Source organism: Citrobacter sp. Cf072, from assembly GCF_030334485.1.
Lineage (GTDB): Bacteria > Pseudomonadota > Gammaproteobacteria > Enterobacterales > Enterobacteriaceae > Citrobacter > Citrobacter freundii.
Window position 1 is genome coordinate 220,555 of record NZ_JAOWDX010000045.1, and the last position, 12,393, is coordinate 232,947.

Annotated in this window: 9 protein-coding genes; 4 read left to right on the forward strand and 5 right to left on the reverse strand. The window is 53.5% G+C overall.

The features are described 5' to 3' along the window. Nucleotides 1–7: 7 nt before the first annotated feature. Nucleotides 8–4,468, reverse strand: coding sequence for a glutamate synthase large subunit (gltB, locus tag OGX66_RS13380; protein ID WP_003025093.1), 4,461 nt, complete (start codon nucleotides 4,466–4,468; stop codon nucleotides 8–10). Nucleotides 4,469–5,152: 684 nt separating this feature from the next. Here gltB and mnmL point away from each other — a divergent pair. From mnmL to mtgA, 4 genes are all read left to right on the forward strand, one after another. Next, a complete protein-coding gene (mnmL, locus tag OGX66_RS13385) occupies nucleotides 5,153–6,082 on the forward strand; it encodes a tRNA modification radical SAM protein MnmL/YtqA (protein ID WP_003839924.1) in 930 nt (309 codons plus the stop codon). A gap of 195 nt (nucleotides 6,083–6,277) precedes the next feature. After that, nucleotides 6,278–8,614, forward strand: coding sequence for an aerobic respiration two-component sensor histidine kinase ArcB (arcB, locus tag OGX66_RS13390; protein ID WP_003844840.1), 2,337 nt, complete (start codon nucleotides 6,278–6,280; stop codon nucleotides 8,612–8,614). 229 nt (nucleotides 8,615–8,843) lie between these two features. Then, nucleotides 8,844–9,497, forward strand: coding sequence for an isoprenoid biosynthesis glyoxalase ElbB (gene elbB, locus OGX66_RS13395; RefSeq protein WP_149911749.1), 654 nt, complete (start codon nucleotides 8,844–8,846; stop codon nucleotides 9,495–9,497). Then, complete coding sequence (mtgA, locus tag OGX66_RS13400) at nucleotides 9,494–10,213, forward strand: monofunctional biosynthetic peptidoglycan transglycosylase (RefSeq protein WP_003839927.1); 720 nt, start codon at nucleotides 9,494–9,496, stop codon at nucleotides 10,211–10,213. The genes elbB and mtgA overlap by 4 nt, the downstream gene beginning before the upstream one ends. 130 nt (nucleotides 10,214–10,343) lie before the next feature. On the opposite strand, the gene npr is transcribed toward mtgA, so the two are convergent. From npr to hpf, 4 genes are all read right to left on the reverse strand, one after another. Further along, nucleotides 10,344–10,616, reverse strand: coding sequence for a PTS phosphocarrier protein NPr (gene npr / locus OGX66_RS13405; protein WP_003025086.1), 273 nt, complete (start codon nucleotides 10,614–10,616; stop codon nucleotides 10,344–10,346). Next, nucleotides 10,613–11,467 (reverse strand): RNase adapter RapZ, encoded by an 855-nt coding sequence (gene rapZ, locus OGX66_RS13410; protein ID WP_003025085.1) that lies wholly within the window; start codon nucleotides 11,465–11,467, stop codon nucleotides 10,613–10,615. The genes npr and rapZ overlap by 4 nt, the downstream gene beginning before the upstream one ends. A gap of 45 nt (nucleotides 11,468–11,512) precedes the next feature. After that, nucleotides 11,513–12,004 (reverse strand): PTS IIA-like nitrogen regulatory protein PtsN, encoded by a 492-nt coding sequence (ptsN, locus tag OGX66_RS13415; protein WP_044714527.1) that lies wholly within the window; start codon nucleotides 12,002–12,004, stop codon nucleotides 11,513–11,515. Nucleotides 12,005–12,087: 83 nt separating this feature from the next. Then, a complete protein-coding gene (gene hpf, locus OGX66_RS13420) occupies nucleotides 12,088–12,375 on the reverse strand; it encodes a ribosome hibernation promoting factor (protein ID WP_003025078.1) in 288 nt (95 codons plus the stop codon). Nucleotides 12,376–12,393 lie beyond the last annotated feature (18 nt).

Consider the following 12,393-nt stretch of genomic DNA (forward strand, 5'->3'; position numbering starts at 1 on the left):
CTACCCCTTACTGCGCCTGCACACGCAGCTCTGCTGCGCTACGACTACGGTGACCCAACAGTGCTTTCACATCACTGGATTTTGGTTTTACCAGCGCGAATTTCGCCGAGAATGCTGGCCAGTTCGCCAGGATCTCTTCGCCGTGAGAAGAACCGGTATGCTGTACGTGCTCGGTAATCAGGCCGCGCAGGTGCTCTTCGTGGATCGCCAGCGAGTCCACGCTCAGCACTTCGACCAGTTCCGGGTTTACGCGTTTGCGGAATTCACCGTCTTCGTCGAGCACGTAGGCGAATCCGCCGGTCATGCCCGCGCCGAAGTTAACGCCGGTTTTGCCGAGAATACAGACGATGCCGCCGGTCATGTATTCACAGCCGTTGTCGCCAATACCTTCAACCACGGTGATTGCGCCAGAGTTACGCACTGCAAAGCGCTCACCCGCACGACCCGCAGCAAACAGGCGACCACCGGTGGCGCCATACAGGCAGGTGTTACCGATGATGCTCGCTTCATGGCTACGGAAAGCAGAGCCAACCGGAGGACGCACTGCCAGCAGACCACCCGCCATGCCTTTACCGACATAGTCGTTGGCATCGCCGGTCAGATACAGCTCCACGCCGCCCGCGTTCCACACGCCAAAGCTCTGGCCTGCAGTACCGCTGAAGTGCGCTTTGATCGGGTCAGACGCCAGCCCCTGATCGCCATGCGTCTGAGCGATATAGCCCGACAGCGATGCGCCGACGGAACGGTCGGTGTTGCGGATATCGAACCAGAAGGTTTTGCTCTGGCGCTCGTCGACGAACGGCTTCGCCTGCTGCAACAGCTGGGCGTTCAGTACGCCATTATCAAACGGCGGGTTGTTCTCGGTGCAATGCAGCGCTTTACCAGGATGCGGTTCGGCTGTTTCCAGCAGACGAGACAGCTCCAGCTTTTGCTGCTTGGCGGTAAACCCTTCCAGCTCTTTGAGCAGATCGGTGCGGCCAATCAGGTCGACCAGGCGGGTGACGCCCAGCTCGGCCATCAGCTCGCGCACTTCACGGGCGATAAATTCAAAGTAGTTGGTCACTTTGAACGGCAGGCCGTGATAGTGGTTCTTACGCAGTTTCTCATCCTGAGTTGCAACACCGGTTGCGCAGTTGTTCAGGTGGCAAATACGCAGATATTTACAGCCCAGCGCCACCATCGGGCCGGTACCGAAGCCAAAGCTTTCTGCACCCAGAATTGCCGCTTTAATGATATCGACGCCGGTTTTCAGACCGCCATCGACCTGCAGACGAATCTTGTGACGCAGACCGTTAGCCACCAGCGCCTGCTGGGTTTCCACCAGGCCGAGTTCCCACGGACAGCCCGCATATTTCACTGATGAGAGCGGGCTTGCGCCAGTGCCGCCATCGTAGCCAGCAATGGTGATCAGATCCGCATAGGCTTTCGCTACGCCAGTGGCGATGGTACCAACGCCTGGTTCGGAAACCAGCTTCACCGAGATCATCGCCTTCGGGTTGACCTGTTTCAGGTCGAAAATCAGCTGCGCTAAATCCTCGATAGAGTAGATATCGTGGTGCGGCGGCGGGGAGATCAGCGTCACGCCCGGCACTGAATAGCGTAGTTTGGCGATGTACGGGGTGACTTTATCACCTGGTAACTGACCGCCTTCGCCAGGTTTCGCGCCCTGAGCGACTTTAATCTGAATGACATCGGCATTGACCAGGTATGCCGGGGTTACGCCAAAGCGACCGGAAGCAACCTGCTTAATGCGTGACACTTTATTGGTGCCGTAGCGCGCCGGGTCTTCGCCGCCTTCACCGGAGTTCGAGTTGCCGCCGATGCTGTTCATCGCTTCGGCCAGCGCTTCGTGTGCTTCGGGGCTTAATGCGCCGATGGACATGGCGGCGGTATCAAAGCGTTTAAACAGTTCGGTCGCGGGTTCTACTTCGCTAATGCTTACGGCTTCATCGCCAGGCGTAATCGCCAGCAGATCGCGCAGCGTGGCCGCCGGACGCTCATTAACCAGCTTGGCGTATTCCTGATAGTCGCTGTACTCGCCGCTTTGTACCGCCTGCTGCAGAGTGCGTACCACGTCCGGGTTGTAGGCGTGGTATTCGCCGCCGTGGACGTACTTCAGCAAACCGCCCTGGCTGATAGGTTTACGCGCCAGCCATGCATGTTTGGAGAGGTTCAGCAGATCCTGCTGGAAGTCGGTAAACCCTGCACCGCTAATACGGCTGACCACGCCCTGGAAGCACAACGCAACCACATCATCGTGCAGACCAACGGCTTCAAACAGCTTCGAGCAGCGGTAGGAGGCAATGGTCGAGATGCCCATCTTGGACATGATTTTGTACAGACCTTTATTGATGCCGTTACGGTAGTTCAGCATCACGGTTCGGTAATCTTTGGCAATCGCCTGAGTGTCGATCAGACGTCCCAATGTTTCATACGCGAGATACGGATAGATTGCCGTCGCGCCAAAACCGAGCAGGACGGCAAAATGGTGCGGATCGCGGGCACTGGCGGTTTCAACGATGATGTTGGCGTCGCAGCGCAGGCTTTGTTCTACCAGACGCGTTTGCACTGCGCCCACGGCCATCGGCGCCGGAACCGGCAGACGATTTTTAGCGATGTTGCGGTCAGAGAGTACCAGCAGTACCGTGCCGTTGCGCACCATCTGTTCCGCCTTATCGCACAATGCTTTGACGGTCTCTTCGAGCGTAGTTTCGGTCGCGTCGAAGGTGATATCCAGACGGTCAGCGCGATAATGCTCCTCTTTCATGGTGGTGAGCTGGGTGAAATCGGAGTACAGCAGGATCGGCGATTTAAAGCTCAGGCGGTGTGCCTGACCTTCGGCTTCGCAGAAGACGTTCATCTCACGACCGATGCTGGTGGCCAGCGACATGACGTGCGCTTCACGCAGCGGGTCGATCGGCGGGTTGGTGACCTGCGCGAACTGCTGGCGGAAGTAGTCATAAATGATGCGCGGCTGGCTGGAGAGTACGGCAAACGGGGTATCGTCACCCATTGAACCGACCGCTTCCTGGCCGTTTTCACCGAGCACGCGGATCACGGAATCCAGCTCTTCAGCGCTGTAGTTAAACTGTTTCTGATAGCTGGCGAGGGTGTCATCGTCCAGTTCACGGCTGCCGACCTGATCGTCAGCCAGGTCTTCGAACGGTACCAGGCGGCGGACGTTTTTCTCCATCCACTCTTTGTATGGGTGACGGCTTTTCAGGTCATCATCGGTTTCGGCGGAGTGGAGAATGCGCCCGCTGCGAGTATCGATAACCATCAGCTCGCCAGGGCCGACGCGGCCTTTCTCTACCACTTCATCCGGCTGATAATCCCAGATCCCGACTTCAGAGGCGCAGGTAATCAGCTTGTCTTTGGTGATGACGTATCGTGCCGGACGCAAGCCGTTACGGTCAAGGTTACAGGCGGCAAAGCGGCCGTCGGACATGACGATGCCCGCCGGACCGTCCCACGGTTCCATGTGCATGGAGTTGAAGTCAAAGAACGCGCGCAGCTCCGGATCCATATCCGGGTTGTTCTGCCATGCCGGTGGAACCAGTAAGCGCATGGCGCGGATGATGTCCATCCCGCCTGCCAGCAGCAGTTCCAGCATGTTGTCCATCGAGCTGGAGTCAGAGCCGGTTTCGTTAACAAACGGCGCGGCGTCGTGCAGGTCAGGGATCAGTGGCGTCTGGAACTTATAAGTACGGGCGCGAGCCCACTGGCGGTTGCCGGTGATGGTGTTGATTTCACCGTTGTGCGCCAGATAGCGGAACGGCTGCGCCAGCGGCCAGCGCGGTACGGTGTTGGTGGAGAAGCGCTGATGGAACAGGCAGATGGCCGATTCCAGACGCAGGTCTGCCAGGTCCAGGTAGAAGCGCGGCAGATCCGCCGGCATACACAGACCTTTATAGATATTGACCAGATTCGACAAGCTACAGACGTAGAAATCTTTGTCTTGCAGGAGGCGTTTTTCGATACGACGACGCGCGATGAACAGGCGACGCTCCATATCACGCGGACGCCAGCCCGCAGGGGCGTTAACAAAAATTTGCTCGATACGAGGCAGGGAGGAGAGCGCAATTTCACCGAGAACACCTTCGTTGGTCGGCACGTCGCGCCAGCCGACAATCGACAGGGTTTCCTGCTGTAATTCTTCTTCAACAATGCGACGAGAAGCCGCAGCCAGCTCAGGGTCTTTATTTAAAAAGATCATGCCGACGGCGTAGTTTTTGGCTAAACGCCAGCCGCGCTCTTGCGCCACGATGCGGAAAAAGCGGTCAGGTTTTTGTAACAGCAGGCCGCAACCATCGCCGGTTTTTCCATCGGCAAGAATTGCGCCACGGTGCTGCATACGGGCCAGTGCGTGTATGGCGGTACGCACTACCTTGTGGCTAGGTTCGCCTTCTATGTGGGCGATCAGGCCGAAACCACAGTTATCCCTCTCAAGGGATTTATCGTACAACATATCAGTGAACCTCCCCAGGCTCTGAGGGATTCCCATCTGGACCGTTGCGCACGGGCACACCAAGAGCATGGCGACGGGGTTTGCGTGTCATACGCTTACCTCGCATTCGCCCTCTTTATCCTTTTCGCACAGGTCAAACAAGTTTGAGGACTTGCTTCAGAGGGAATCTCAATTACTGCATAAATATGATGAGCAGACTGCTCATCCAGAAAGCTTCCAGCGGATTTCCAAGTTATCGGGAATCCACACACAGGTCAAATGGCAATCTTATTTATGCAAAAATGTGCTATATGGCAATTAACTTTATGAAAATATTGAAATAAAAGGATTTTTTACATTGATTTAACCTAAGGGGAATCCCCCAGGAAGTGTGATCTGTCTCACTGTCAGAAAGGCTGGATATCCCTCGTCCTCCCTTTATTTATCGAGATGACTGGCATTTTATGCTGGTTTTTAGAGTTCAGGCGTCTTAAAGATACTGTTTTTACGCTGAGAGTATAAGAAGATAAAAAAAACTGCTGAATATAAGGAAAAGTAATTAAATTTTGAGTGAATGAAATTTCAATTATTTTGATTTGTTATGCAATAAATAAAGGCTCGCCAGGGCGATTGATCCAGGTCATCGCCGACTGGGGCAAAAAATGGCAGGCTTTGGCCTCTTTTCAAGGCGCGGTCTACCAGATTATGCAGTTACAGAAATTAGTCAATATGTTTGGTGGGGATCTTTCTCGCCGTTATGGGCAAAAGGTTCATAAACTCACGCTGCACGGCGGCTTTAGCTGTCCAAATCGTGATGGCACCATCGGACGTGGCGGATGTACTTTCTGTAATGTCGCCTCGTTTGCCGATGAAACTCAGCAGCATCATTCCATTGCCGAGCAGCTTGAACATCAGGCGCAGTTGGTCAATCGCGCCAGACGCTATCTGGCCTATTTTCAGGCCTATACCAGCACCTTTGCTGAAGTACAGGTGTTGCGGTCGATGTATCAGCAGGCGGTCAGCCAGGCCAGTATCGTCGGGTTATGCGTTGGGACGCGCCCCGACTGCGTGCCGGATGCGGTACTCGATCTGCTTTGCGAGTATAAAGACCTGGGTTATGAGGTATGGCTGGAACTTGGTCTGCAAACCGCACATGACAAAACCCTGCACCGTATTAACCGCGGTCATGATTTTGCCTGCTACCAGAACACCACGCGACTGGCGCGTGAACGCGGGCTGAAAGTCTGTTCGCACCTGATTGTCGGTCTGCCGGGAGAAGGGCAGGCAGAATGCCTGCAAACCATGGAGCGTGTGGTGGAGACGGGTGTTGACGGTATTAAGCTGCATCCGCTGCATATTGTGAAAGGCAGTACGATGGCGAAAGCCTGGGAAGCCGGGCGGCTGAACGGAATTGAACTGGACGATTATACGGTTACCGCCGGGGAGATGATCCGCCATACGCCGCCAGAGGTGATTTATCATCGCATTTCCGCCAGCGCGCGTCGCCCAACTCTGTTAGCACCGCTATGGTGTGAAAATCGCTGGACTGGGATGGTTGAACTGGATAAGTACCTTAACGAGCACGGCGTGCAAGGCTCGGCGCTGGGTACGCCATGGGTGCAGCCGGGGATCTAACCCTCCGTAGGCCGGATAAGGTAAAGCCGACATCCGGCAATCTGCGCCTGCTTGCCTGATGGCGCTTCGTTTATTAGGCCTACGATTAACCTTCTACGGTCATTTCACTGATAACCTCCGCATTTCTTGCACATTCTCAAACGTCACGCCAAGAATTGAGTATTATTGTGCCAAGTTGTCGTGAAGGAACCCTCTATGAAGCAAATCCGTATGCTGGCGCAATATTACGTCGACCTAATGATGAAGTTGGGTCTGGTGCGCTTTTCGCTGCTGTTGGCGCTGGCTCTGGTCGTGTTGGCAATTGTGGTGCAGATGGCTGTCACCATGGTGCTGCATGGCCAGGTAGAAAGCATTGATGTTATCCGTTCTATCTTTTTTGGTCTGTTAATTACCCCTTGGGCTGTCTATTTCCTGTCAGTGGTGGTGGAGCAACTGGAAGAGTCCCGGCAACGCCTGTCAAGGCTGGTACAAAAGCTGGAAGAGATGCGCGAGCGCGATCTCAAGCTCAATGTGCAATTGAAAGATAATATAGCCCAGCTCAATCAGGAAATTGTTGAGCGCGAAAAAGCCGAAGCGGAGCGCCAGGAAACGTTCGAGCAACTGAAGGTTGAAATCAAAGAGCGCGAAGAAGCGCAGATCCAGCTCGAGCAACAGTCTTCCTTTTTACGCTCTTTCCTTGATGCCTCGCCGGATCTGGTTTTTTATCGCAATGAAGATAAAGAATTTTCCGGCTGTAACCGTGCCATGGAACTGCTGACTGGCAAAAGCGAAAAACAGCTGGTGAACTTAAAACCGGCTGACGTTTACTCTCCTGAAGCGGCTGAAAAGGTAATTGAAACCGACGAGAAGGTATTCCGTCATAACGTCTCACTCACCTACGAACAGTGGCTGGACTACCCGGACGGGCGCAAAGCCTGCTTTGAAATTCGTAAAGTGCCGTACTATGACCGCGTAGGTAAGCGACATGGCCTGATGGGCTTTGGGCGCGATATTACCGAGCGTAAGCGCTATCAGGATGCGCTTGAACGTGCCAGCCGTGATAAGACCACCTTCATTTCCACCATCAGCCACGAGCTGCGCACTCCGCTTAACGGCATTGTCGGCTTAAGCCGAATCCTGTTGGATACAGACCTGACCGCTGAGCAGGAAAAATACCTGAAAACCATCCATGTCTCTGCCGTGACGCTGGGTAATATTTTCAACGATATCATAGATATGGATAAGATGGAGCGACGTAAAGTCCAGCTCGATAACCAGCCTGTTGATTTCACCAGCTTTATGGCGGATCTGGAAAACCTTTCTGGCCTGCAGGCGCAGCAAAAAGGGCTGCGTTTTGTACTTGAGCCAACGTTACCGCTACCGCATAAGGTCATTACCGACGGCACGCGTTTGCGCCAGATTCTGTGGAATCTGATCAGCAACGCCGTGAAGTTCACTCAGCAGGGACAGGTGACCGTGCGGGCGCGCTATGACCAGGGCGATATGCTGCATTTCGAGGTTGAAGATTCTGGGATCGGCATTCCGCAGGATGAGCAGGATAAAATCTTCGCCATGTATTATCAGGTGAAGGACAGCAACGGCGGTAAACCGGCCACAGGAACCGGGATTGGTTTGGCCGTGTCGAAGCGTCTGGCGAAAAATATGGGCGGCGATATTACGGTTTCCAGCCAGGCAGGTAAAGGCTCCATCTTTACGCTGACCGTACATGCGCCTGCGGTAGCGGAAGAGATTGAAGACGCCTTTGAAGACGATGACATGCCGCTGCCAGCCCTGAATGTGCTGCTGGTGGAAGACATTGAACTAAACGTTATTGTTGCGCGTTCCGTGCTGGAAAAATTAGGCAACAGCGTGGATGTCGCGATGACCGGGAAAGCCGCGCTGGAAATGTTTAAGCCGGGTGAATATGACCTGGTGCTGCTGGATATTCAGCTACCGGATATGACCGGTCTGGATATCTCGCGGGAGCTCACGCAAAAATACGCTCGTGAGGACCTTCCGCCGCTGGTTGCACTCACCGCCAACGTACTGAAAGATAAAAAAGAGTATTTGGACGCGGGAATGGATGACGTGCTGAGTAAGCCGCTGTCGGTTCCGGCGCTAACCGCCATGATCAAAAAATACTGGGATACCAGAAACGAAGAGGAGAGCACTGTGACATCTGAAGAAAGCAGTAAATCGCAAGCGCTGTTAGATATTCCTATGTTGGAACAATACCTCGAGCTGGTGGGACCGAAGTTAATTACCGACGGGCTGGCGGTGTTTGAGAAGATGATGCCGGGATATTTGAGCGTGTTGGAGTCCAACTTGACCGCACGGGATAAAAAAGGCGTGGTTGAGGAAGGTCATAAAATTAAAGGCGCAGCAGGTTCAGTGGGGCTGCGTCACCTGCAACAGTTAGGTCAGCAAATCCAGTCGCCGGACCTTCCCGCCTGGGAAGATAACGTTGCTGAATGGATTGAAGAGATGAAGCAGGAGTGGCAGCACGACGTGGCGGTATTAAAAGCCTGGGTGGCGAGCGTGGAAAAAAAATGACCCCGGCTTGACCGGGGTGCGCGAATACTGCGCCAACACCAGGGAAATCGTGGCTGCGCCGTAAATTATTATCATTGTTTACAAGGGCGCAGCCCTAATTTTCAGGCCGCACGCAGTTAAGATAGCAAATCTTAAATAATTTGTTACATGAATCAGTTAAATGTGTGAAGCGTAGCATTTAAATCATAATAACTAATATGTTTCAGCCAGTTGAGAAAGGAGTATCACGATGAAAAAAGTGGGTGTAGTGCTCAGCGGATGCGGCGTGTATGACGGTGCAGAGATCCATGAAACTGTTCTCACGCTTCTGGCCATTGCCCGCAACGGCGCTCAGGCCGTCTGCTTTGCTCCGGATAAACAGCAAGCGGATGTGATTAATCATCTGACCGGCGAGCCGATGCTGGAAACGCGTAATGTACTGATTGAAGCCGCACGTATAACACGCGGTGAAATTCGCCCGCTCGCTCAGGCAGTCTCAACGGAACTGGATGCGTTGATCGTGCCGGGTGGGTTTGGTGCGGCCAAAAATCTGAGCAATTTTGCCAGTCAGGGCAGCGAATGCCGGGTTGATAGCGACTTAGCCGGGCTGGCGGTGGCCATGCATCAGGCGGGTAAGCCGCTGGGATTTATGTGCATTGCGCCCGCTATGTTACCTAAAATTTTTGATTTCCCTCTGCGTCTGACCATCGGTACTGATATCGATACGGCAGAGGTGCTGGAAGAGATGGGCGCTGAACATGTGCCTTGTCCGGTTGATGACATTGTCGTCGATGAAGACAATAAAATCGTCACCACGCCCGCCTATATGCTGGCGCAGGACATTGCTCAGGCTGCGAGTGGCATCGATAAACTGGTATCGCGTGTGCTGGTGCTGGCTGAATGAGAACAGGAGTTACCGCCTTTCTGCGACGTATCTTTCTGCGGGCGGTCATTGTCCTCGGCGTATTCTGGGGCGGAGGCATCGCACTTTTCAGCGTGATGCCTGTACCTTTCTCGGCGGTGATGGTTGAACGGCAACTGGGCGCATGGCTGTCCGGTGATTTTGGTTATGTGGCGCACTCAGACTGGGTGAGCATGGACGAGATCTCACCGTGGATGGGACTGGCCGTCATTGCCGCGGAGGACCAGAAGTTTCCCGAGCACTGGGGATTCGATGTCTCCGCCATAGAGAAAGCGCTGGCGCACAATGAACGCAATGAAAACCGTATTCGCGGGGCGTCGACGTTATCGCAACAGACGGCGAAAAACCTCTTTCTGTGGGATGGACGTAGCTGGGTACGTAAAGGTCTTGAAGCCGGGCTAACGCTGGGTATGGAAACCGTCTGGAGCAAGAAACGTATTCTGACCGTTTACCTGAATATCGCTGAGTTTGGCGATGGGATTTTTGGCGTGGAGGCGGCGGCGCAGCGCTATTTCCATAAGCCTGCCAGTCGGTTGAGTCTGTCTGAAGCGGCCTTGCTGGCGGCGGTATTACCTAATCCTTTGCGTTTTAAAGCGAATGCGCCTTCTGGTTATGTGCGTAGCCGCCAGGCGTGGATCATGCGTCAAATGCGCCAGTTAGGCGGTGAGTCGTTTATGCGGGAAAATAAGTTGTATTAGTCGCTACTGTCGCTGTTTTTGTTGGCCTGATTTAAGTGCAGCGCATCAGGCACAATACGACACAATGGCATTGCCGGATGCGGCGTAAACGCCTTACCCGACCTACTGGCTACGTGTTAAAACCACTTGACTAATCTTCATCAAAACCTGAATTAAACAGGGCAACCACTGCGGCAAGGGCTTCAACTTCCTGCGGACCCGTGGCTTCAACTTCTATCTGACGCCCTTTGGCTGAATCCAGCATCAGCAGAGCGATAACGCTGTTGGCCTCGGCTTCCGTTCCTTCATCATTACGCAGCAAAACTTCTGCTTCGAAACCCTGCATCAATTCAAACAGTTTCATAGCTGGACGGGCATGCATGCCCAGCTTATTAGTGATTTCAACGGTTTGCTTCACGGTCATGATTTACGTTTTTCCAGCGTACGATGGCGTGACTGCACGTTTTTACCGCGTGAGCGGAAGTAGTCTGCCAGCTGCTCTGCAATATACACCGAACGGTGCTTCCCGCCGGTACAACCGATGGCTACGGTGAGATAGCTACGGTTGTTGGTCTCCAGCATGGGTAACCATAGCTCAAGATAGCTGCGCGTCTGGTAGATAAAATTGTGTACTTCTGTGTGCCTGTCGAGGAACGCGGCGACGGGGCGGTCAAGACCGGTCATTGGGCGCAGCTTCGGATCCCAGTGCGGGTTAGGCAGGAAGCGCACGTCAAAAACGTAATCCGCATCAATCGGGATACCGTGTTTGAAACCAAAGGATTCGAAAACCATCGTCAATTCACGTTCACGTTTGCCCAACAGTCGGGTACGCAACATTTCCGCCAGTTCGTGTACGGACATTTCGGAGGTATCAACGATCAGGTCAGCGCGAGAGCGCAAAGGCTCAAGCAAATCGCTTTCCTTATCGATAGCGCTTTCCAGAGACAAGTTCTTGCTGGAGAGTGGGTGCAGGCGACGCGTGTCACTGTAGCGACGAATCAGCGTGTTACGGTCAGCATCAAGGAACAGCAGCTGTGGTGAGAAGCCTTCAGGCAGATTGTTCATTGCCTGCTCGAAAATCTCCGGGGACTCAGGCATGTTGCGCACATCAATGCTGACGGCCGCAGAAATCTGGCGATCGGCCAGAGTACGAGCCAGATCGGGCAACAGCACTACGGGAAGGTTATCCACGCAGTAAAAACCCATATCTTCCAGCGCACGCAGAGCGACAGATTTACCTGACCCTGAACGGCCGCTGACGATCATCAGTACCATGTACTGTTTCTCCTCACAACGACAAAAAAGGATGCCATTGGGTTGTTATGCTTCATCCTGTCCACCTTCGGTGTCCGTGATGATTTGATACAACTCCTGGTCACTCTGTGCGGCGCGCAGACGACGACAGATGGTTTTATCCGCCAGACGTTTTGCGACCAGTGACAACGTATGCAAATGCGTCTTGGTTTGGTCCGCCGGAACCAGCAGGGCGAACAGCAGATCGACTGGCTGATTATCAATAGCGTCGAAGGCGATAGGCGTTTCAAGTTGCACAAACACACCAACCGCGCGCATCGTGTCTTCTTCCAGCTTTCCGTGCGGAATAGCAATACCATTACCGATGCCGGTACTGCCCATTTTTTCACGCGTCAGAATGGCTTCAAATACCACCTGAGAGGGCAAGCTGAGCTGTTTTGCCGCCAGTTCACTGATGATTTCCAGTGCGCGTTTTTTGCTTTGGCAGTGAACGGCCGCGCGTGTACATTCCTGGTTAAGAACAGTGCTCAGTTGTAGAGTCGTATCGTTATTTGTCATAATTTCACCTAAGCGCTAACTGTACAAATGGCCCGTTGTGCTACACAACAGGCCGTCCTGCACCCGCTAACTGCCCGGACAAGTTAGTGCTGTTTCAGTTTATCTTTATGTTTTGTTAACTGCCGAGCCAGTTTATCAATTAAACCGTCAATGGCGGCGTACATATCCTGACCTTCCGCGCTGGCATGAATTTCGCCACCGTTCACATGCAGCGTTGCATCCGAGATATGTGTAACCTTCTCCACTTTCAACACAATATAGACCTGATTAATCCGGTCGAAATATTGTTCAAGCTTGGCAAATTTTGTATTAACAAAATCGCGCAGGGCTTCAGTGATTTCGACGTTGTTTCCAGTGATGTTGAGCTGCATAGTGTCTTCCTTATCGGT